This is a genomic window from Monashia sp. NPDC004114 (assembly GCF_053603855.1).
In genome coordinates this window covers 122,430-145,220 of the sequence record NZ_JBSGGK010000013.1, presented here as the reverse complement: position 1 = coordinate 145,220, position 22,791 = coordinate 122,430, and the positions used below count along the sequence as shown (strand labels likewise).

The following is a 22,791-nucleotide window of genomic DNA, read 5'->3' as shown; positions in this document are numbered from 1 at the left end:
GGATCATGGGATCGCGTCAGGGGGTCGAGCGCGCCGGCGGCGGGGTGTCCGGGGTGAGCGTGGGGGCGTCGGTGCTCGACAGGGTGATCATCGCCCGCTCGATGACGTCGGACTCCTCGAAGTGCCGTCCGAGTGCCGCGAGACGGTTCGCGACCGTCGCCTCGTCCTCGTTGCCCACCAGGTCGACCGCGGCCACGAGGAAGACGCGCCCGGGCCCGACGAACTCCAGGTGCAGGAACGTCACACGCTCCACCTCCGGGCTCGAGACCAGCTCGTCGTACGCCCGCCGCCACACCTCCGGGTGCGCCGCCTGCCCGACGAGGAAGTCGCTGTTGCGGCGGATGAGGAAGATCGCCACGACGCCGAGCAGCAGCCCGACCGCGATGGAGCCGGCGGCGTCCCAGACGGCGTTGCCGGTCACCTCGTGCAGGGCGATCCCGGTCCCGGCAAACACCAGGCCGACGAGCGCCGCGGAGTCCTCGAACCACACCGCCCGGAGTGTCGGGTTGGACGTGTTGGCGATGAACCAGAGCGCGTGCATGCCCCGCTGACGGGCGGCCGCACGCGTCTGACGGCTCGCCTGGAGGAAGGACACGCCCTCGAGCACGAAGGCGATGCCGAGCACGGCATACGCCCAGCCGTACGAGGTCTCGCTCTCACCCGAGCTGAGCGCGCTGATGCCGTGCCACACGGACACGACGGCACCGGCACCGAACAGGCCGAACGCGGCGAACATCGACCAGACGTAGGCCTCGCGGCCGTAGCCGAACGGGTGCGTGGCATCTCGCGGCTTGGCCGACTTCCGTTCGGCGATGAGCAGGAACACCTCGTTGCCCGCGTCCGCCCACGAGTGTGCGGCCTCGGCGACCATCGACGCCGATCCGGTGATGACCGCGACGACCGACTTCGCCACTGCGATGAGGGCGTTCGCCAGCAGAGCGACGATGACGGTCAGCAGGCTCTCGCTCCCAGGCTGCTGCTCGCCCTGCTGCTCGCGCTGCTGCTCCGCGTCACGCTGGGTCCCGTCGCCTCCGTCTCGAGCCGTCACACCCGCCAGTCTTGCCGCGCGCGGGAGGACCCACAAGGAGAGTCGGGAGCGAGGCGTGCCAGGTGCGTATGCCGTCAGGCCGGGTGCAGCACCACCGTGAAGTCCGTGCGCCGGTGCCCGTCGTATGCCGTCCCGGACGTCTCGTGCTCCACCGCGGTCTCGCCCGCGGTGTGGGTGAGCGCGAGCGTCGTCGTCAGCCGTCCGGGCGCAGCCGCACCGGCAGGTGCGGGGCTGGACGTGAGGCCGTCGTCCTCGACGAGGATCGACTCCCACCGGCCATCGGAGGCCGGCGCGAAAGCGTGCAGCTCGATGCTCTCGGGGGCATAACCGTCAGTGGACGACGGCGCCTCGGGCCACATCGGGATGACGGCGCCGGCCCGCACGAAGATCGGGATCCGGTCGAGCGGGGTGTCGACGGTGACGGTCTGTCGTCCGGACAGCACCTCTCCGGTGTGCCAGTCGTGCCAGTCCCCCTCCGGGAGGTAGACCTCGCGGGTCCTGGTGCCGGGCTCGGTCACCGGGGCGACGAGCAGGTCGCGGCCGAAGAGGTACTGGTCGTCGAGATCGACGACGGCCGGGTCGTGCTGGTAGTCGAAGACGAGCGGACGTTGGACAGGCTCGCCGGTCTCGGACGCGCGGACGAAGGCCGTGTAGAGGTAGGGCATGAGGCGGTAGCGCAGCCGGATCGCGTCCCGGGCGAGGGCGTGCATCTCGTCGCCGAACGACCACGGGTACTGCTCGATGCGTCCGATCTCGGAGTGGTTGCGGCAGAACGGCGTCAGGGCCCCCATCTGCATCCACCGCACGAAGAGCTCCGGGTTGGTGTCTCCCTGGAACCCGCCGATGTCGGCTCCGACGAAGGGTTGGCCGGACAGGCCGAAGCCGCAGGCCATCGGGACGCTGACCCAGAGGTGGTCCCAGCGGGCCTGGTTGTCACCCATCCAGTTGGCGGCATAGCGCTGGATGCCGGCGAAGCCTGCGCGGGAGAGGATGAAGGTGCGCAGCTCCGGCTTGGCCTGGCGCAGACCCTCCATCGTGCCCATCGCCATGAGCAGCGCGTACTGGTTGTGCAGCCGCTCGTGCGACACCCTCCCCCGATCGAACAGCATGTCGTGCCAAGGGATCTCACCCGTCGCAGGCTCGTTCATGTCGTTCCAGATCCCGGCGAGGCCCGACTCGACGTGGCGGGCGTTGAGGTCGCCCCACCAGGCTCTCGCCTCGGCGGTGGCGAAGTCGGGAAAGGCGGTGTTGCCCGGCCAGACCTGGCCGATGTAGGTGTCGCCGCCCTCGGTGCGGCAGAAGACGTCGCGAGCGACGCCGTCGTCGTAGACCTCGTAGCCGGGGTCGTGCTTGACGCCGGGGTCGACGATCGAGATGGTCCGGAAACCATTGGCGGACAGCGACTTCAGCATGCGCTCGGGGTCGGGGAAGCGGGCCGGGTCCCAGGTGAACACCCGATAGCCGTCCATGTGGTCGATGTCGAGCCACATTCCGTCGCAGGGGAACTCGTCGTCGCGGTAGCGCTGGCCGATGCGTTCGACATCGTCCTGGGAGTACGCGTGCCACCGGCACTGGTGGTAGCCGAGGGCCCAGATCGGGGGCAGCTGCGTCCGACCTGTGAGCCACGTGTACCGCTCGAGGACGGTCGGCATCGACGGGCCTGCGAAGACGTACTCGGTCCACTGCCCACCGTGGAACGACACGCGGTGCTCGTGCGCGTGGCTGAGCTCGTACTCGCCGCGGTACCCGTTGTCGGTGAAGAAGCCGGCGACGTCGCCGGTCTCGCTGTCGCGGCGGTAGAAGAAGGGAATGTTGACGTAGTACGGGTCGAACTCGACGCTCGTCAGGTCCGCGCGCGGGTCGTCTTCCGCGCGGCCCGCGCGAAACTCCGCCGTGGCGTGGTCGTTGAGGACGTCGACGTTCCACATGGTGAAGTCGCGCCCGCGCCGGTTGTGTCGGCCGCCCTTCTCACCGAGCCCGTAGATCGCGTCACCGGCGCCGATCCGCCGCCGGGTGGTCCAGGCATCGTTGAGAGTCGCGTACGTCCAGTAGCGCCCCTCGTCGTCGGCTGCCGACTCGAGCACGACGGAGCCGTCCGTGCGGTGCACGTCGAGCCGGAACGGGTCGAGCCAGAGGGTGACGACCAGGTCCGCCGTCCTGAGCCGCCACGCGGCGGCGGCCTCTCCGGCCTCTGCCTCCTCTGCCACCCACTCGACCGGACGCTCGAACGGGTCGACGCAGACGGCATACGTGGGTTGGTCGTCGAAGGCTCCGCCCCGGCTCAGCTGGATCCGCACGACGTCGTCGGCGACCGGCTCGACCCGCAGGCTCTCGCCGTGGAGCGTGGCCAGCAGGCCACGCTCGGTGCGCTCCACGGAGTCGACGCGCTCGAACCGGATGAAGTGGTCGGTCCTCATGCGTCCACCCTGCCAGTCCCGGCGGGGCGACCGGCCGCCTCGAAGACCGGCGCGAGCGACGTCCACGACTCGGCGCGGCACCAGACCGGCACGACGTCGATCGGCACGTCGCGCTGGACGACCCGGCCACCCGCCTGCACCTCGCCGGTCCAGACGTCGACCCAGTCACCCGGTGGCAGCCACACCGGCCAGGTCGTGACGCCGGGGTTGGTCACCGGACTGACGAGCAGGTCGTCCCCGAGCATCCACTGGTGCGGATAGTCCCAGACGGCCGGCTCCCCCGGGTGGTCGAAGTAGAGAGCCCGCATCAGCGGCCGGTCGGTGCTCACCGTGACGGCTGCGGATCGGGCCAGGTACTCGACGAGTCGCTCTCGCAGCAGGGCGAGCTCGCGGAAGACCGGCACCACCCGCTCGTCGCCCGTGAGCTCCGCGACGTGCCACGGCGTGCGGTCCCGGAGCGGCTTCTGGTGGTGGTTGAACTCCGAGTGGTACTGCATGATCGGCATGAAGGCGGACGCCCCGGCGGCCCGCAGGTAGAGCTCGGCGTCAGGACCAGGTCCGGAGAACCCGGCGAGGTCCCAGCCCCAGTAGACGATGCCGCACGACGCCGCCGTCAGCCCGGCCGTCACCGAGCTGCGGAACGCCTCCCAGGTGGAGTCCTCATCGCCCGCCCAGAAGATGCCATGAGCCTGCGAGCCGGTGAATCCGCTGCGAGAGAATGTGATCGGCGCCTTGCCGTGCTTGCGCAGGAGGTCGCCGAAGGCGCGCGCGTAGTGCACCGGGTAGAGGTTGTTCCCCTCGTCCCCGCGCCTGCCGTCGCCGTAGCGCAGGTCGTGCCCCCACGCGTGCTCGCCCCCGTCGGTCTTGAAGCCGTCGATGTCGAGGTCGCGCACGAGGTAGTCGCGCTTGGCCGTCCACCAGTCGCGGGACCGCTGCGTCGACAGGTCCGGCATCAGCGACTTCGGGAACCACCACCCACGGTTGAGGTATGCCGTCCCGTCGGCTTCGCGGACCGCGTGCCCGTCGCGGACCATCGCCTCGCCCTCGTGAAGGACCTGCTCGTGAAGTCCGTCCTCTGAGAGGGCTGTCTTGAGGAGTGGGATCTGCCAGAGCACCACCTTGATGCCACGCCGGTGCAGGTCATCCACCATTGCCTTCGGGTCAGGCCACGCGCCCTCCGCCGAGAACGCGAAGTCGTCGAGGCGGAAGGGGGACCCGTCGGGTCGGGGCGCGTAGGCCGCGTCGCGGAAGAGCATGATGCCCTCTTCGTCGCTCCAGGCCTCGATGACGACGACACCGACCGGGATGTCCAGGTCGCGGTGCGAGTCCATCCGCTGCGTGACGAGAGCCTGAGTGTTCCACTCGTTACCGGACGCCCAGAGCCTGAACACCCAGGACGGCAGCTCCTCCGCCCGGCCCGCCTCGTCGAGGAAGGCGGACAGGACCTGCGTCGGCGACCCTTCGTAGACGCCCACGTCGACGGTCTCGCTCGTGGTGCCGCCGAGGGCCACCTCCACCCCGAGACGACCGGACTCGCCTGCGCCACAGTCGAACCAGGTGCGACGCGACGTGCGGACATGGAATCCCCAGCCATCGCCGCCCGTGCCGACGACGTGCGCGAACGGCATCGGCAGGTACGTACGCCCGTGCGCGCCCTGGGACTTGTACTGCTCGAAGACCACTGCGTCGAGCCTGCGTCCCGCTTGGTCCAGCCGGTCATAGCGCTCACCGAACCCGACGACATGGTCGCCCTCGGCGAGCGCCAGGGCGAACCCCGCGCGGTGGATGCCGTCGGCGGACACCAGCCACCGCACCGACCCGTCCACGACACGCTCTTTCAGCCCGTCCACCGACGCGGACATCCCCGATGGGAGCTCGGTGGTCCAACGCACGGGAGCGACCTCGAACCACTCGGACGCCTCGCTGCGCCCGTCGACGGCGGTCGCGACGAACCGGTAGGCGTAGCCCGCCGGGTCCTCGAGCGCGGGCGACTCGACCGCCCAGCCGCCGTCGCCGCCCACGGACGCCGCCTGGGCCTCCGCGAGGTGCCCCTCGCCGCCGGCCAGCGCGGCCGCGTCGGCCGCGCTGGACACCACCCGCGCCAGGTCCAGGATCGAGACATCGGAACCGACTGCACGGGAACGCCATTCGCAGACGATCGTCTCGACAGCGGGTCCGGCCTGCACGCCCAGCGTCGTCGTCCCGCCCATCTCGGGCAGGACGGGGACGCGCTGATCGGGCGACACGGCATACGGGTGCTCGATGCCGTAGGGACGATGGCTGACAAGGCTGCTGGTGGTCACGGGATCTCTCGTTCGGGGCTCTGTGCGACGGGTGGGACCGGGCGCTCACTCGACAGGAGGTCGAGTGAGCGGCCCGTCCCACGGGTCACGCGGCGTGCAGGGCTTCTGCTACTTCAGGAGTGCGTCGACGGACTGCTGCGCGTCCGCAAGGGCCTGGTCGACGGTCTTGCGGCCGGCCGCGGCGGCGGTGAGCTCCTTGGTCACCGCGTCCTGCATCTCCTGCTGACGCTCGATGACCGGCGGCAGGACCGTCGCGTCGAGCGAGTCGAAGACGGCCTGGCGGTTCTGCGGCTTGCCCGCGGTGAGGTAGCTGCTCATCTTGCTCTCGTCGGCGATGGGAGGCAGCTCCCAGCTGGTCTTGAGCCGGATGTCGGTCATGACGTCAGAGCTCGTGAGGTAGCTGACCCACTTCTGGGCGGCCTCCTTGTTCTTGCTCGAGGACGACACCACGGCGCCGTTGGTGAACATCGCGGACGCCTTGGCCGTGTTGCCCGGCTCGACGACGACGTCCCAGCCGAACGGGGCGTCAGCCATGCCGGAGAACATCCAGATCCCGGTGTGCCACATCGCGAGCTTGCCGCTCTTGAAGAGCTTGGAGTCGAAGTCGGGCGTGCCGGCGCCGTCGGCCTCGGTGGGCATCGTCTTGCCGGACTTGCTCACGAGGAAGGCGGCCGCCTGCTTGCCGGCGTCGGAGTTGAACGCCGATGCGGTCTTGTCGGCGTTGAAGAACTGGCCGCCCGACTGCGCCAGCGTCTTGTAGAACTCGAAGAAGGAGATCGGCTGGTAGTCGCCCCAGGCCCCGGATCCCTTGTTCGTCAGCTTCGTGGCAGCGTCCTGCTCCTGCTTCCACGTCCAGTCGGCCGTGGGTGCCGCGACGCCCGCCTTGGTGAAGAGGTCCTTGTTGTAGAAGAGCACGACGTTGCTGAACGACTCGGGGAGCCCATACTGCTTCCCATCCGCCTGGAACGCGTCCAGCAGGGACTTCTTGTAGGCGGAGCCGTCGACGCCGCTCAGCTCGGCCAGGGACCCGCTCTTCTGGTAGGTCACGAAGTTCTCGTAGTTGAGCTCGAAGGCATCGCCTGCGGTGCCACCGGCGACAGCGGTCTGCAGCTTGGTGAAGTAGTTGTCGTAGGGCGTCGTCTCGATCTGCACCTTGATCGTCGGGTTCGCCTTCTCGAAGGCGGCCTTGATCGCGTCGAGGTCCTTCTCGTGACCACCGTTGGCCGAGAAGTTCATGTAGCGGATCGTGACGGGGCCACCCGGGGTGGCGGCGGCGTTGTCGGTCTTCGTGGCGGACCCCTGCGCGCAGGCGCCGAGGGCCAGCACGATGCCGGCGATGACAGGCGCAACGCTGCGCCTGGCGGTGATCTTCATGTGTGTGCCTTTCGGTGCCTGCCGAGACCGGGTGTGGCGCTCGGACGGAGGTGATGGATCGCGTTGTGACAGAAGGATGTTCAGTTGCCGGCGGCGAGAGCCGCGGTCACTTGAGGCCGGAGTGGGCCACGCCGGCGATGATGTGGCGCTGGGCCAGCAGATAGACGATGGCGATGGGGATGACCGAGAAGACCGACCCGGCCATGACGACGTCCCACTCGGTGGTGAACTGCCCATGCAGGGTCGACAGGCCGAGCGGCAGCGTCATGAACTCCGGGGAGCGGATGACGACGAGCGGCCAGAGGAAGCTGTTCCAGGAGCCCATGAAGGCGAAGACCGCGACGGTCGCGAGCCCCGGGCGGATCAGGGGGATGATGATCGTCGCGAAGATCCGCAGGTGCCCGGCGCCGTCGATCGTCGCCGCCTCGTCGAGCTCGCGCGGGACGCCCTCGATCGCCTGCTTGAGCAGGAAGACCCCGAACGCAGAGGCGATCGACGGCGCGAGCAGCGCCATGTAGGTGTCCTGCAGGTTGAGCGCCTTCATCTCGATGAACAGCGGCACGACGAGCACCTGCATGGGCACCATGAGGGTCGCGAGGTAGAGCCCGAAGACGATGTTGCGTCCCCGGAACGTGAGCCGGGCGAAGCCGTATGCCGCCATGGATCCCGTGATCAGCTGCAGCAGTGTCGACACGATGGCGATCCAGAAGGAGTTGAGCAGGATCCGCCACATCGGCAGCGTCTCGAGCAGCTTCGTGTATGCCGCTCCGGTCGGGTTGTCGACCCACAGCGTCGGTCCACCGGCGAGAGAGCCCTCGGGAGTGATGCTCGTGACCACCGTCCAGAGGAACGGGAAGAGCATGACGACGGCACCCAGGGCGACGGCGGCATACCGGAGCCAGGTCGGCCAGCCCGAGCGGCCGCGAGCGGACGGGACGGACTGAGCCGCAGCGGCATACGGACGCTCGTCGCCGGCTCCGGCGCTGGTGGGCGGGGTGAGAGTCAGCTGGTCAGGCATAGTGCACCCACCGCTTCTGGCCGCGGATCTGGACCGCGGTGATGATCAGGATGACGGCGAAGAGGATCCAGGAGAGGGCGCTCGCCTCGCCGGCGCGCCCGTAGCGGAACGTCAGGTCGTAGACCTGCCCGACCACGACCTGGCTCGCGCCCTGCGGGCCGCCTCCGGTCATGACATAGACCTGGTCGAAGACCTGGAATCCGTTGATGAGCGAGATCACGACGACGAAGAACGTCGAGGGGGTGAGCAGCGGCAACGTGATCCGCCAGAAGCGCTGCCACGTCGACGCGCCGTCGACAGTCGCCGCCTCGAGGATGTCGCCCGGGATGGCCTGCAGGCCGGCGAGCATGATGACCATGACGAAGCCGAGGTCCTTCCAGGCCGAGCTGAGGATGACGGCTGGAAGCGCCCACGTCGGGTCGGTCCACCAGCCCGGCTGAGGGAGCCCGACCGCACCGAGGATCGTGTTGACCAGGCCGTTGGACGGGTTGAGGAGCCACTTCCAGACGAGGGCGACCACGACCCAGCTCGTCACGACCGGAAGGAAGTAGGCGGCGCGGAAGAACGAGCGACCCGGCATCCGTTGGTTCAGGGCCAGGGCCAGGCCCAGGCCACCGACGAAGACGAGCGGGAGGTAGCCGGCGCAGTAGATCAGGGTGTGCAGGAAGACGTCCCGCGTCTGGTCGTCGGTGAGCAGGTCCTTGTAGTTGTCGAGGCCTACCCACTTCATCGCCGAGATGAGGTTCCACTCGTGCAGGCTCACCCAGACCGAGCTGACCATCGGCGCGACGGTGAACAGCAGCAACGGGATGGCGCTCGGGGCGAGAAACAGCAGCACCCACGCCCGGTTGCGCCAGCGTCGGGACCAGTGGCGCGAGGCCGCCGGCCGGCTCGAGCCGGGGCTCATGCCGTCGGGCCGAGCGGCCCCAGTGGGGTTCGGGGCGACTCCGGTGCCTGGTGCACCTGGCCGCGGCTGCGTGAGGGCGCTCATGACCCGCCACCGACGACCGACTGGAGGCGGGCCCGGACGAGCTCGCCCTGCTCACCGCCGAGGGCCGCGTCGAACGGCGTAGCGAGCACCAGCGAGGCAGCTCCGACCGCCCACTGGTCCTCGGTCCACGGCTCGACGATGCAGCGGATGTCGCGGCGCGTCGGCATGAGGTGGCGCCGGAAGGCCTCCTCGAACCCGTCGTGCCAGTGCTGCCAGTCGCTCATGCCCTCGCCCATGAGGACCACGCATTCCGGGTCGAGGGTGTGCACGACTCCGGCGAGCGCCCGCCCGAGGAAACGTCCCGCCTGCTCGTAGACCGCGAGCGCCTGCTCGTCACCGTCGGCAGCCGCGCGCGACACCGCCTTGATGGTGCCGCGGCGGCCGACCACGCCCCGGCGGACTGCTTCGGCGACGAGGCCCGTCTCACCGACATAGGCCTCGAGGCATCCGACGTTGCCGCAGCCGCAGGTCGGTCCGTCGTCGGTGACCGGGACGTGCCCGATCTCGCCGGCGCCGCCGTGGGCACCCCGGTTGACGACGCCGTGCTGGACGATTCCGCAGCCGACGCCGCGCCCGATCGTGACGACGATGTAGGAGTCGTGCTCGCGGCCGACGCCGTAGACGCTCTCGGCGGCAGCGAGCGTGTTGACGTCGTTGTCGACGAGGACCGGCACGCCCAGACGCTCGCGCAGCCGCGGCCCGACCGGCGCCCGCTGCCAGCCGATCGTCGGGGCGTCGACGACGCCGGACGCCTGGGAGTCGACCGCGCCGGGGATCCCGACACCGACGCCGAGCAGGTTGCCCTCGTGCCGCGGTACGGCGCCTGCGACGACGTCGCAGAGGACGTCGAGGGCGTTGCGCGGGCTCGGGTCGAACGGCACGGACTCCGACGAGAGAGCCGTGCCGTCGAGGCCGACGGAGACGATGGCGATGTGGTCGGCTGTCACCTTCGTGCCGATCGCGTAACCGGCGGCCTGGTCGAGCCCGAGGAGCCGAGCCGGGCGTCCGCCCGCGCTCGGGACCGAGTCGAGCTCGGTGATGAGCCGCCGCGCGAGCAGCTCTTTGGTGGTCTGGGTGACCGTCGCGGGGCTCACGCCCAGGATGCGGGCGATGTCGGCGCGGGACGACGGTCCCCGCGTGCCGAGCAGGCCGAGCACGCTGGCTCGCACGAGGTCGCCACGTCCGGCGGCATGACCGTTGGTCGTCATCGTCGACTCACCCATCGTCAGGGTCCCGACTCCTCGGTTCGTTCAGGAGTAAATTCAGGACTAAATTTAGGGTGAAAGATAGCCCCGTCCCCGCGTCGCGTCAACCCCCTTCTCTCCCTCAGTCGAGTGGGCGCCCAACCCCACCAGCCCCACCCACGCCCGCGGATCCTCCCGGTCGAGTGGCCGCCCCACCCCAGCAGTCCCACCCGCCTGCCCACGCGGTCCGGCACCCCACGGGTCGAGTGGGCGCCCGACCCCAGCAGTCCCACCAGCCCCGAGGAACCCGATAGCTGGTGAGGCCGGCGGGACCGGGCGCCCACTCGACCGTCATGGGCGCGGCCGGCTCGTGGGGCTGGTGTGACGCGCTGCCCGCTCGACCGTCATGGGCGCGGCCGGCTCGTGGGGCCGGCGGGACGGGCTGCCCACTCGACTGTCATGGGCGCCGCCCGACTGGTGGGGCCGGCGGGACCGGGCGCCCACTCGACCGTCATGGGCGCCGCCCGACTGGTGGGGCCGGCGGGACGGGGCGCCCACTCGACCGTCATGGGCGCGGCCAGCTAGTGGGGCTGGTGGGGCCGGCGGGACGGGGCGCCCACTCGACCCGGGGGTGCTCGCGGCGCTCAGGCGGGCGGGGGGTCTCCCACGCGGGGATGCCGGATCGCCCCACCGGTGACGACCGGTGAGCGACGCGCGCTCACCAGCACACGCGCCACGGTCGACGGACGTGCCAGCGCGGCCGGTCTGTCGGCAAGCTGGACGACCCGGTTGAAGGCCCGCGCCACGTCGACCGACGAGTGGGTCGCGCGGATGACCCGCTGCACGTAGCCGTTGAGCTGAGCCGTGCCGAGCGGCCTCGGTCCCACCGTCGCAGGGTGGCTGAAGTCACCGCCGACAGCAATCCGCCAAGGCGCGTCAATGACGCGAGCAGCCTTGCGGTGGAAGCGAATAGGGAGCATCGGATCTCGCAGTGAACTGTGGCGGACGGCATACCCGAGGGCGGCCGCCTGAAGGGCGGACGACGTCATACCCTGCCCGTAGATCGGGTCGAAGCTGCTGGACGCGTCGCCCACCGTGACCAGCCCGACCGGCAGGCGCCGGAGCCGCTCGTAGTGCCGCCGCTGGCTCGATGGGAAGCGGTAGGTCGCCGCTGGCGAGACGCGCTCGCAGTGCTCGAGGAGGTCGGCGACCGTGGGCGACGGCAGCCCCCTGGCGAACTCAACCAAAGCCCGGTCGTCGGCCGGCGGGACATCCCCATGCACGCCGGCGATCGTCACTTGCCAGCGGTCCCCCTCGACCGGGAGCACCGCACCGGCCCGCAGGGTGCGCTGGTCCTGCACCACGACGAACGATCCGTCCAGATCGCCGGGCGACCGCCTCAGGAAGCAGGAGGCATAGCCGATGTCGATCGCCACCCGCGACATCGGCGGCACAAGAAGCTGGCGCTCGGCAAGATCGTGGGCGATTCGCGAGCTGCGGCCGGACGCGTCCACCACGAGGTCCGCCGGCACCACCTGGCCGTCGACGAGCACGCCCGTGACGGCGCCGTCCGACAGGGCAACGCCCTCGACCGTGACGCCCGAGCGCACGGTGACCTGAGGCAGCTGTGCGACCCGGCGCCGGACGACCTGCTCGAGGAGCGGTCGCGTCATCGACAGGACCCAGCGCCCCCAGTTGCCCTGCTGTCGGTACGCCCCGCCCTGGTGTACCCATGCGCGCTGCCCATCGAGACGGACCGCACCTCGACCTTCCAGCTCGTCGGCGACGCCCGGGAACCAGTCGACAAGCCGGTCCAGACCGGCCGACAGGAGCAGGTGCAGATGGCGACCCTGGGGGACCCGGCCCCGCGGTTCCGCACGGTCGACCAGCCCCTCACGCTCGAACACGACGATCTCATCGACGTGGTCTGCCAGCGCCCGCGCGGAGAGTAGCCCGGCCATGCTCGCGCCGACGACCACCACGCGCCGGGCGTCCTCACGTGGCGACCCCATCCGTCGCTCCGTTCCCAGGGCGTCGCCCCGTTTGTGCGGTTCTCCCGTTAAGCCAGGCTAGGACTGTGGCGCACCACCGTTCAGCCGTATGCCGCACAGAGCCTTCCGGACGGCCCCACCACGGGGCTCCGCACGGGCCACGACCGGCGCGCGCCTCTTCAGTCGAGTGAGCACCCCCTCAGGAGCCCCACCAGCCCCTCTGGTTCCCCTCGCCCCGGTTGTCCGCGGGGACGGGTGGGACGGAGCGCCCACTCGACTGTTTGGCGGTGCGATGATCGCAGACTTGCGGGCTGGTGTGACGGAGCGACCACTCGACCTTGGGGAGGTCACTCGCGGGCGCGTCACCTGACCCTCGACGTCCACCGGGCGGGCGCAGTTTGATGAGACATGCCTGTCGCCCCCGATCCCGCCCAGCCCTGTACCCGTGTCGGAGGCGACGAGCTCGCCCCAGCTGACCCGACCCCCGGCATGAGCCGGCAGGTCGCCCTGCAGACCGAGACGATGTGGTCCGGAACCGTCGACACCGAGGCCGGCGCGGTGTCCGGCTGGCATCACCACGGTGACCACGACACGACGCTCTACATCGTGTCGGGCCGGATGCGGCTCGAGTCGGGGCCGAATGGGCAAGAGGTGGTCGAGGCCGGCCCTGGCGACTTCCTTCGGGTGCCGGCCGGCGCCATCCACCGCGAGTCGAACCCGGGTGCCCAGGCATCCCGCGCGGTCATCGTCCGGTGTGGCAGCGGGACTCCGACGGTCAACGTCGAGGGCCCAGCCCCGGGGTCGTCCGACCGACTCCCCGGCTGAGACCGTCACCGGAGCAGCCGACCCACCGGATCCGCCCGGTCACCCGCCAGCCGTCACCCGACCAGCCGTCACCCGACCGGCGCCCCGCCGGGCGGGCCCGGCGGGGTCGGCGGGGACGGCGGAGGTGTCATCGCCGCACGACAGGCCGCGACGATCTCGCGGAGGGTGCCGTCGACGTCGGCGGCCCGGTCCAGGGCGGTCACCTCACGGTCCGGTCCGTCGATGCGGAGCCCGTGAGGCGCGGCCGATGAGGCCACCAGCGGCAGCGGGTCTGCGTCGGGGTGGCGCAACGACACGTCCTCGCGGTCGAGCGTGCCGACGTAGACCGGCTCGACCGACCTGCCGTTGCGGCTCGGGCGGACGACGACGACGTTGACGTCGTCAGCGGCGGGGGCGACGCAGTCGACCTGCTTGGCGGCGGCGAGGACCGCGGATGCGAGCCCGGCGGCATACAGCCCGTTCCGTTCGAAAGGGGTCCGCGCGCGCCAGACAGGACGGCCGGAGGCGCTCTCCTCGACGCCGTCGTCGGCGATGACGATCATGGGTGCGAACCGGACGAGCACGGTGACGTAGGCCCGCTGGTTGATCGGGTTCACGCCGGCGTCGAGGCACGTGACGTCGCTCCCAGAGAGCCGCAGCGCCTCGTCGACGACGGCCACGACGGTGGCGGGGTCGTGTCCGGCGAGCAGCTGCCAGCCGCCCTCGGCCAGCGCCTTGCGGCGGCCGGCGAACACGGTGCGCGCCACGGTCATGGCGCGGACGAGCGCCTCGACCCGGTCGACGGCCGCCCCCCGGCGGGCCGCCAGCTCCGGCTTCGACAGGCCCGGCTCGTTGGCCCCGACCGCCTCGAGGGCCTTGCGATGGATCGGGGCCTGCTCGTCAGGGGTGACCGGCTGCAGCGGCGCGGGCGTCGGTGGCCGCAAGGGCGTGAAGGGGTAGCGATGCATCGCGCACAGGGCCGCCTCGACCGAGGCCGCCTCGGCGAGATCGTTCGAGCGCCGCGCAGCGAGGGACCGGTGGACGAGGTCCGTGATCGACAGTGGGCTCGACGACGCGCGCCCCGGCGGGCCGCCGGCGTCGCCGGCCTCGTCGCCGCGCCGGCCCCTGCGCAGGAACCCCAGGCGCCCGACCCGGCCACCGCGACCGTGGGACTGCTCGGCGACCCGTCCGGCCTGGAGCACCGAGACCTCGATGGCCGGGCTCATCACCTCGGCCAGCGCTGCTGCGACCGGACCGCCGACCCGGAACTGCGCGCGCAGGCCGGATGGGTGCGAGACCAGCCTCAGGATCGGCGACAGCCGGATGCCTTGCGCGCCCCGGTCGGTGGTGACGCTTCCGGCACCCGGCCCATCGGGCTCGGGCAGGACGGTGGGGTCGATCGCGGTACCCGCGACGCCGAGGTCAGGCACGGGAGCGCCGTTCTGGTCGCGCATCGGCCCGGACCCGTTGAGGACGGACCCGATGCGCCCCTTTTCCGACCCCCCGGCGCCGGTCCGATCAGCCGCGCGACCTCCAGCGCCGCCTCCAGCGCGACCTCCAGCGCCTCCTCCAGCGCGACCTCCGGCGCCGGCTCCAGCGTCGCCTCCCGCGCCGCCGGACCCACGGTCGGCGCCCTCGCCGTCGCCGTGCTGGGATCCCCAGCCTCGCGGCCGGTAGTACTCACGGCCGGCCTTGGTGGGGACGCCCTCCGGCGGCGAGTCGGGCACTCCCGTGGTGCCGTAGCCCCCGAACGTGGGGCTCTCGTATCGCCCTCGCTCGGGAAACAGGGCAGCGAGCGAGACGGTCGACTGGGCGGCGGCCGTCGCCACGGGGAACGAGACCTTGGTGCCCTTGCCGGCCTTTCCAGTGGGGTCCGGCCTGGTCGGGCGCACGGTGACGGTCCAGAAGCTCCAGCCCGCCGGCGGGTCCGGCCACGAGGGGTCGGGCAACCACTCGTCCTGCGGCACCCACGTTGCGGGCGGCGTCGGCCAGCCCGGCGGTGGATTGAATCGAATGGTCACGGTCAGCCCCCTCGGCCACCTCTCGTGGCCCTCCCCGCGGGGCATCATCGCTCATTGACGGGGCCCGCGGAAGAGAGATGGCGATAACCACCCGCGAGCCGTTGACGCAGCGTAGCGGCACACGGCGCCTGAGGCGCCCCGAGCCGATCCGCAGATTCTCCGGCAGTTGCTCCGGAACGGGCCCCGGGTCTCCGGCAGCCCGGCCGAGACGTATACCGCAGACGCCGCCTCAGTCGTCGCCCCCGAGACCCGGCCGGCGGGCTACCGTCGCGAGCCCGGTGGCCAGGATGACGCACACCGGCACGGCCACCAACGCGACGGCTCCGGCCCTCGCCTGGTCGGTCGCGAGGTCGTGGTCCCAGCCAAGCGCCATCCGCGCGAAGAGGTCACCGGCCAACAGGCTCGTGGTCCGGCTCAGCCAGTAGGCCGCAGCGAACGCCGCGAGCACGACGAGGACGAGGCACGCGAGCGCGGCGCGGGACCAGCCGCGGTCGGGGACGGCGGCATACCCGTCGGCTGCGTGTGCACGCTCCGCCGAGGTGACCCGCGCCGAGGGCCGCGCCGAGCCGATGATCGCGCTGGACCAGAGCACGCCTACTGCGAGGGTGACCACGACCATGACCAGGTGGCCCGGATGGGTCGTCAGCGCCAGGTCGAGCAGTCCCGAGCCGTGGAACCCCAGGAAACCACCGACGAGCAGCACCGTCGCCACCCATGGTCGGGTCAGCGCCCGGATCGTCCGGGAGTCGGCGACGCCGAGGACCAGCTCGCGGGGCCCGAGAGTGCCGTCAGCTCGCGGACGCAGCGCTCGTCGGGCCAGCTCGACCGGAGCACCGAGCACGATCAGAGGCGCGACGACGAATGCGAGCACCAGCTGCAGCGCCAGGTGCCACGAGATCGCGACCCGCCCGTAGATGCCGATCGCGCCGCAGGTCGCCCACACGAACACGAGCCAGCCGAGCACCCAGGACACGACGCGCCAGGCGGGCCAGTGCCGCATCGGCCGCGCCACCGGCCGCGGGCGGTGACGCGTCGGACCCGCGCCGCCCGGTCGCTCGCGGTCGGCCTGCGCCGCGCCGTGCGCAGCGACGAGGCTGTGGGCATCCGCCACGCGCGCGCCGACGATCCCAGCGGCATACGTCAGCAATGCGACGACGGCCACCGCGAGCATGAGCCAGTCGACCCGCCACTGCGTCCACAGCGATGCCACGGTCGGCGCGGGCGGTGCCGGAAAGCCCGTGATCGAGAGGGTGGGCGTCGGGTCGGGGAAGTCCTCAGGCTCCGGCGGAGCGCTGCGCGACAGCGCGGTGGCGACCCCGAAGGTCACCCCCATGACGATCGCCTCGCCCACGGCGAGCCGGAAGAACGGCCGTCCGCTGATGCCGGCCTGAAGGTCCGAGATCGTCGATCGGCGATGCCACCAGCCCGCGGCGCCGAGCGCGACGAACGCGGCGATCTTGACCACGATGAGCAGGCCGTACGGCGTGCCGAAGTCGCTCCAGGTGACGAGGCGCGTGGTGGTCGCCAGGACCCCCGAGAGACCGACGGTGACGAACGAGACGAGCGCGAGAGTCGAGTACCGGGTCGCGACGACGGCGAGGCTCCGGGCGAACGTCCGGTGGAGGACGATCAGGGTCAGGAGGCCGCCGACCCACATCATCGCCCCGACCAGGTGCAGCCCCATGGCGTTGACCGACGTCTCGTGCTCGTCGGACGTGCCCGTGTGGCTCGCCAGCCCGAGGACGACGATGCCGAAACCGGCCAGGGCCGCCAGCCAGGCCGCCGCAACGCGACGCCGGGCGAGCGCCGCACCGGTGGTGACGACCACCGCGCAGGCCGCGCTGATGAGGCCGACTCGCGTGCTGTCGAGCTCCCAGACGAGCGCCCCGAACTGCCCGGCGAGGGCCCGACTGGTGAGCGGCAGCCCGGCGGCTTCGGCGAACGACAGCACGACCCCGACGAGGGCCGTCAGCGTCCACGCGAGTCCTGCGATGGTGGCCAGGCGCAGGGCGCGCCCAGGGCCCAGCCCGGGCTCGTCGTATGCCGTCCGGCCGGGATCCTGGGGCGCGCCACCAGCCGGGCGGGCCGGACGGGCCGGGCGGGGCGGGCGGGGCGAGCGGGCCAGATGGGCCGGGTCAGGGACGAGCGACGCGGCGAACACGAGCGCCGCGAAGGTCATCGACGCGGCGACGTCGTGACCGACCCGCAGCAGCGGCGCGGCCCAGCGGACCAGTGGTCCGGCATCCTCGACGAAGACGAGGGGATTCATGGCGCCGGTCGACCACGCGGCGATCGCCGACGCGAGCACGCCGGCCAGCACGGCCAGCCACGGCACGGCCCCGGGCGGGACCGCGACCCGTCGACGGGTCGGGGGCGGCGTCATGCCCGCATCATGTCTGCATCATGCCCGCATCGGGCAAGCCCAGGGGCCAGGCAGTGCCGCATGCCAGGGTCGCCGGGCACGGCCGCCCCGTGCGACGCGACGTCACGTCGAGGAGTTGATGAAGCCGATGATGATCGCGCCCCACCAGCCGATCTGCGAGATGACGGTCGCCGTCATGAGCATGCCCCAGTCACGGACCGGCAGGTCGGTGGGTTTGATGTACGGGGGCAGCTGAGCCATGCGCCGACGCAAGGTGGACATGGCGGCGCCGTTCCAGGCCACCATGAGCACGAGCAGCATCTTGACGACAGTCAGCGGTGACGAGATGTTCGGATGGAGCAGCGCACCAGAGGCGATGAGGCCGAACAGCCCGCCCCAGATGAGCGGGCCCGCGGCGGCCGCGAGCCGCGTCGACTCGGTGAGCCCGCGCCGCCCGAAGAGCCACAGCAGGCCGTGCCAGTCGATGACCAGGACCGCCCCGAAGGCGATGACGAGCGAGATGATGTGGAGCGCGAGGGCAACCGGTCGCAAGGGGTAGTCGACCGGCACGAACCGCGACACCCCGATGGCACCGAGCAGGAACGCCAGGATGATCGGAAAGCGGTATGCCGGGACCAGCGCCGACAGGCCCGGAAAGATGTCGTCGCCGGGGTGCAGCGGGATCCGGTTCGCCGGGGGTTCGGCCGCCCGATGGGCCGCTGGGGACGGCTCCGTGAAGTCCGTGGTCTGCTGCGCGGCCAGGTGCTTGGGGAACATCTCCAGGATCGCGTCGAGCATCGCGAGGACGTTCGGGTCGTCGGGCCGCATGGCGGCCTGCTTCTCTGGACCGTCGTCCCACGCGCCGTCGTCACCGTCGGCCTTCTGGTCGCCCCCTCGCGGGCCACCGGCTGCGGCGCTCGTGTCGGCCTGCTGGGGTCCTGCCGGGTCTGCGGAGGCGCCCGCGCGGGGGGTCTGGCGCGGCCGGCGGGCGTTCGGGTCGGAACTGTGCTCGGTGGAGAGAACGTCGCCCGTCGGGTCGGAGGCCAGCGGGTCGCGGGAGGGTGCGGCGCGGGACCCTTCCATCGATGGTTCGTCGAACAACGGGTTGCGTCTGTCGGCGTCGCTCACGGTCGGCTCGCGTCCTTCTACGAGAGACCCGGTCTCGACGTCGGACGGCGGGGTCGTGCCGTCTTCGCTGGGAGGGCCGGATGGAGGGGATGCTGGGGGCGGCTTCGACGACACCGGCTGAGCCTGCGAAGCCTCGGGGGGCTCGGGATTGCGTGGCTCGGGCTTGGGCGGCTCTGCTTCGCGGGACGTCTCGGGCCGCCTCGCTGCAGGCCGCTCTGTCTCGGTTCGGCTCGTATCGCGTCGGTTCGTGTCGGCGCGCACCCAGCGGCGCAGCGTACTCGCACTGATCTCGAGCTCGGCGGCGATGTCCGCGATGCGCGCACCGTCCGCCGTTGCCCGCTGCACGGCTTCCCGGCGAAAAGAGGCGTCGTAGGACCGGCGGCGCGGCTCCGGGTCGTTCACCGCGGGGCTGTTCGGCTCGGACGGACCCCGCACCGGCGACGAGGCAGGAGTGCCTGGAGCTTCCGGTGGGAGCTTCGGGGCGGGTGTGGCGGGCGTGCGGGGTGTGCCGTTCGTGCCACTCGAGCCCTCGTCAGGCGGCAGCACACGCATAGCACTCACCCCGCCCTCACTCCCATCGTGTCGTCGACGAACCATGGTCAGAACAGGATTCGCAGGGAGGATATCGCCGATATCGGTGCTCGCATCACCCCATGGGACGACTCGGACCCATTCGGCGCGCATACGGATCTAGGTCACTTCACCCGTTATGCCCGTATCACCCAGTGCCGGCGGAACGTTTACGGTCGAGTAGCCGTTATCGTTTCTCCCGAAGTCATGTGGTCGATGGGGGTCGACCCGTTTCAGTCCGTGGGGGACACAGTCAATGGGCGATCAGCCGCAGACACGACGCGAAGCGCGCGAGGCACAGCGCAAGTCGCGCTCAGTCATGCCCTTCGTGATCGGCGCTCTGGCGATCATCGTGCTCGGGGCCGCCGTCTGGTTCGGCAAAGGGCTGTTCACCGGCTCGCCGACTGGCTCACCCTCGGTGATCCAGGGTGCGGCCGGCTCGAGCACTCCACCCAGCACGCCGTCCGCCACAGCCCCAAGCACCCAGCCGACCGACACCGCGACGACCGAGGCCGACCCCATGGCGGCCGCGCTGGCATCGTGCCGCACCAAGTGGGGCCTGCAGATTGCCGCACGTGACGACGCGGCGCGCTCGCTGGCGCAGTGGGACCGCCACCTGGCCATCATGAACGACCTCCAGGCGGGCAAGATCGACCTGGCCACCGCCAAGCAGCAGTGGCCGATCACGACAGAGAAGGCCGCGGACAACATCGTCGCGTTCCGCCAGGCCGACGCGGCGCTGCAGGCCTCCAAGGACGCCTGCGCCGTCGACGCGGCAGCGACCGGAGCCAACGCCGACGCGATCCGCCAGTGCGCCGCCTCGATGAAGACGATCGACGAGGTCCTCGTCCCGGCGCGCACCGCGATCACACCGTGGGAGACGCACCTGAAGGACCAGTCGCACTTCAAGGCCGGCGGGATGACTCCAGCCTCGGCCGAGGCCAAGTGGCGGGCGCTGTGGCAGAAGGGCCTGCAGACGTTGCCGCCCTACAAGGCGGTCGCCGCCAAGGGCCAGTCGGCCGCCTGCAACCTGCCCGCCTGACCCGCCGGCAGCTTGCGGGGGACAGCCTGTCGCCGCTTTCTCTCCCCGGGCTGGCCTCAGGGTCAGTGAGGGGTTCCCTGAGGGTGCGTTCGGGGTCGTCCCCGATGTGCCACCGAGCCTGCTGCGACGACCCTGGACGGTATGACGAGCACCCTCAGCCCGCACCCCGGCCGCGTTGCTCCTCGACCGCGCGCCATCGCACCGGCCCTCACCGACGTCACCAGCCGCACCGGCCCCGACCTCACCGACCCCATCCTCACCGGCCGCGGCAGCACCCTGAGCAGTGTGGGCGCGGCGGGCGCTGCCGATCGTGGGCGCATCCTGGCGTTCGCGGCGCCGATGGCCCTCTTCGCCTACGGGATCCTGCGCTGGGTGGACGGCCTCGACAGCCGGTCGGGCTCGGGTCCCCTTGCGGTCGCCGCGGGAGCGATGCTCGTCGTCGCCGTGGCGGGGCTCGCGTGGCTCACTGCCGCTCTCGCATCGCGCGCCGAGCACCTGCCGGTCGCGGTGCCCGCCGGGCTCCTGGCCGCATTCGGCGCCGGAGCGACCGGCGCGGTCTGGCTGGGTCACACCGTCGGCCTCTTCGACGACGCCATCCCGTCGGCATTGGCCGCAGGCGGCCCGGTGCTGGTCGGCATCGCCCTCGCGGCCGTTCTCGGCGCTCTGACCATCGAGGCGCGTATGCCGGTGAGCTCCCTCGCGCTCGCCGGTGCGGCTGCCGCTGTACTGATGCTGCCCTTCGACCTGCTGCCGCTCGGCGCCCTGCTCCTGCTCATCGCCCTCGCCCCCCTCGGCCGCCAGACAAATCCCGGTTCGATGTAGTTCAGCGTCGAATACAGCGCGCAGCGACATCGACCGGCGAACGGATCCGGAGATTTACTCCGGTCGTTCGCCCCACAACCGGCCCCTCCCGAGGTCAGGATGGGGACTCGTGTGCCCGACACGGGCACCCGAGTCACCATCCCCACCCAAGGGAGCAACTTCATGAGGAAACCAATCAGGAGGCGGGGCGCCACTGTCGTCGCCTCGCTCGCGCTGGCCTCGACCGCGGTCCTCGGCAGCACGGCATACGCGACGGCGTCGCCGACCGCCGAACCGGTGTCGACGCCGGTGCCGATCTCCACGCCGGACGGACAGCTGATGAGCTATGTCCTCAACGTGGACGTCGCGAACCCGGGCCACACCACGGTCGTCGAGAACGCCGTGCGCGCCGCCGGCGGTGTCGTCGTCCAGTCGTGGCCGCAGATCGGTGTCGTCATCGCGCACTCGACCAGCGGGACCTTCCGGGCCGACGTCGCGGCCCAGGGCGGCACGTTCGTCGAGTCGGTGGGCGCCACACGTTCAGTCGCCGTCTCGGAGGGCACGCCGACGGCGCTCGGGCGCAACTGGACCGGTGCGTCCGACTACATGCAGGGCGCCAAGAAGGCGTGGAACGGCGACATCGAGGCCGAGACCACCCCTGCCGAGTCGACCGACCCCAACGAGTCCCTGCAGTGGAACATGCAGATGATCAAGGCCGACCAGGCCCACAAGATCACTGACGGCTCCCGCAACGTGCTCGTCGGCGTTCTCGACAGCGGCATCGACCCCGACCACCCGGACCTCGTCGCGAACCTCGACACCGCCAACTCGGTCAACTGCACCGACGCCGGCCGACCGTCGACGACCGGCTGGGAGCCGACGACGAGCGACCACGGCACCCACGTCGCCGGGATCATCGCGGCGGCACGCAACGGCGTCGGCCTGGTCGGCGTCGCACCCGGCGTGCGGCTCGCATCGGTGAAGGTCGTCAATGACGCCGGCTTCATCTACCCCGAGTACGCCGTCTGCGGCTTCGTCGAGGCCGGCCTCAAGCACATGGACGTGACGAACAACAGCTACTACGTCGACCCGTTCGAGTTCTACTGCGAGGACCAGCCCGACCAGTACGCCGCCAAGGAGGCCGTGCGTCGCGCGGTCAACTGGTCGACGAGCCAGGGTGTCGTGCACGCTGCCGCCGCCGGCAACTCGGCCCACGACCTCGCGGACAAGTCGTCGTTCAAGGACAACGGCAGCCCCGATGACGGCACGGCGGTCAGCCGCACGCTGAACAGCGGCTGCCAGGACATCCCGACCGAGCTCGACGGTGTCGTGACCGTGTCGTCGATGCAGCGCTTCCCGGCGGGAACGCTGGACAGCCGCCTGTCGAGCTTCTCGAACCGCGGCCTCGGCGTCATCGACGTCGCCGCGCCCGGCTCGACGATCCTGTCCACGATCGTGGCGAACAACGGCTACGGGACCAAGAGCGGCACCTCCATGGCGTCGCCGCACGTCGCGGGCGTGCTCGCGCTGATGAAGTCGGTCCACCCGACGTGGACGCCGGCGCAGATGATCGAGAAGCTGCGCCAGCAGGCCGACGACAAGGCGTGCAACAGCACTCCTGGCGTGCCGGCCTGCACCGGTCCGGCAGCGGACAACAGCTACTTCGGTGAGGGCGTCGTCGACGCGCTCGACGCGGTGAGCTGAGGACCACGGCGGCGGGTCGCCACGGGTGACCCG

15 protein-coding genes and 1 pseudogene are annotated in these 22,791 nt (G+C 71.1%); 4 read left to right on the top strand and 12 right to left on the bottom strand.

All coding sequences use genetic code 11. The features are described 5' to 3' along the window. Positions 1-16: 16 nt before the first annotated feature. From ACWEOW_RS17045 to ACWEOW_RS17010, 8 genes are all read right to left on the bottom strand, one after another. The gene (locus ACWEOW_RS17045) at positions 17-1,048 is read right to left on the bottom strand and encodes a cation diffusion facilitator family transporter (RefSeq protein WP_452270410.1); all 1,032 of its coding nucleotides are present in this window, start codon (positions 1,046-1,048) and stop codon (positions 17-19) included. Positions 1,049-1,122: 74 nt separating this feature from the next. After that, complete coding sequence (locus ACWEOW_RS17040; protein ID WP_452270409.1) at positions 1,123-3,465, bottom strand: TIM-barrel domain-containing protein; 2,343 nt, start codon at positions 3,463-3,465, stop codon at positions 1,123-1,125. Further along, a complete protein-coding gene (locus ACWEOW_RS17035; protein WP_452270408.1) occupies positions 3,462-5,768 on the bottom strand; it encodes a glycoside hydrolase family 31 protein in 2,307 nt (768 codons plus the stop codon). Before ACWEOW_RS17035 ends, ACWEOW_RS17040 begins: the two co-directional genes overlap by 4 nt. A gap of 108 nt (positions 5,769-5,876) precedes the next feature. After that, complete coding sequence (locus ACWEOW_RS17030) at positions 5,877-7,142, bottom strand: ABC transporter substrate-binding protein (RefSeq protein WP_452270407.1); 1,266 nt, start codon at positions 7,140-7,142, stop codon at positions 5,877-5,879. Positions 7,143-7,248: 106 nt separating this feature from the next. Continuing rightward, positions 7,249-8,160, bottom strand: coding sequence for a carbohydrate ABC transporter permease (locus ACWEOW_RS17025; protein WP_452270406.1), 912 nt, complete (start codon positions 8,158-8,160; stop codon positions 7,249-7,251). Beyond that, on the bottom strand, positions 8,153-9,151 hold the full coding sequence (locus ACWEOW_RS17020) for a carbohydrate ABC transporter permease (RefSeq protein WP_452270405.1): 999 nt from the start codon (positions 9,149-9,151) through the stop codon (positions 8,153-8,155). The genes ACWEOW_RS17025 and ACWEOW_RS17020 overlap by 8 nt, the downstream gene beginning before the upstream one ends. Continuing rightward, positions 9,148-10,374, bottom strand: a complete 1,227-nt coding sequence (locus ACWEOW_RS17015) for an ROK family protein (protein ID WP_452270404.1) — start codon at positions 10,372-10,374, stop codon at positions 9,148-9,150. Before ACWEOW_RS17015 ends, ACWEOW_RS17020 begins: the two co-directional genes overlap by 4 nt. Positions 10,375-10,979: 605 nt before the next feature. Continuing rightward, positions 10,980-12,347 (bottom strand): FAD-dependent oxidoreductase, encoded by a 1,368-nt coding sequence (locus ACWEOW_RS17010; protein WP_452270403.1) that lies wholly within the window; start codon positions 12,345-12,347, stop codon positions 10,980-10,982. A gap of 387 nt (positions 12,348-12,734) precedes the next feature. On the opposite strand from ACWEOW_RS17010, the gene ACWEOW_RS17005 reads away from it, so the two are divergent. Then, positions 12,735-13,151 carry a cupin domain-containing protein gene (locus ACWEOW_RS17005; protein ID WP_452270402.1) on the top strand — a complete coding sequence of 139 codons (417 nt, stop codon included), beginning with the start codon at positions 12,735-12,737 and terminating at the stop codon, positions 13,149-13,151. Between the two features lie 68 nt (positions 13,152-13,219). Here the strand turns inward: ACWEOW_RS17005 and ACWEOW_RS17000 are convergent, their stop codons facing one another. The 4 genes and pseudogenes from ACWEOW_RS17000 to ACWEOW_RS16985 all read right to left on the bottom strand — a co-directional run. Continuing rightward, entirely contained in the window at positions 13,220-15,151 is a 1,932-nt protein-coding gene (locus ACWEOW_RS17000; protein ID WP_452270401.1) for a hypothetical protein, read from the bottom strand. Positions 15,152-15,380: 229 nt separating this feature from the next. Further along, complete coding sequence (locus ACWEOW_RS16995) at positions 15,381-17,534, bottom strand: cytochrome c oxidase assembly protein (protein WP_452270400.1); 2,154 nt, start codon at positions 17,532-17,534, stop codon at positions 15,381-15,383. 102 nt (positions 17,535-17,636) lie between these two features. Then, complete coding sequence (locus ACWEOW_RS16990) at positions 17,637-18,641, bottom strand: hypothetical protein (protein WP_452270423.1); 1,005 nt, start codon at positions 18,639-18,641, stop codon at positions 17,637-17,639. Positions 18,642-18,872: 231 nt separating this feature from the next. Continuing rightward, positions 18,873-19,193: pseudogene (locus ACWEOW_RS16985) on the bottom strand (transposase); the annotation flags it as partial. 337 nt (positions 19,194-19,530) lie between these two features. Between ACWEOW_RS16985 and ACWEOW_RS16980 the strand changes: the two are divergent. The 3 genes from ACWEOW_RS16980 to ACWEOW_RS16970 all read left to right on the top strand — a co-directional run bounded on the left by ACWEOW_RS16980 (position 19,531) and on the right by ACWEOW_RS16970 (position 22,758). Next, entirely contained in the window at positions 19,531-20,253 is a 723-nt protein-coding gene (locus ACWEOW_RS16980) for a hypothetical protein (protein ID WP_452270399.1), read from the top strand. A 141-nt stretch (positions 20,254-20,394) separates the two neighbouring features. Next, a complete protein-coding gene (locus ACWEOW_RS16975; RefSeq protein ID WP_452270398.1) occupies positions 20,395-21,075 on the top strand; it encodes a hypothetical protein in 681 nt (226 codons plus the stop codon). A 162-nt stretch (positions 21,076-21,237) separates the two neighbouring features. Continuing rightward, on the top strand, positions 21,238-22,758 hold the full coding sequence (locus ACWEOW_RS16970) for a S8 family peptidase (RefSeq protein WP_452270397.1): 1,521 nt from the start codon (positions 21,238-21,240) through the stop codon (positions 22,756-22,758). Positions 22,759-22,791: the final 33 nt, after the last annotated feature.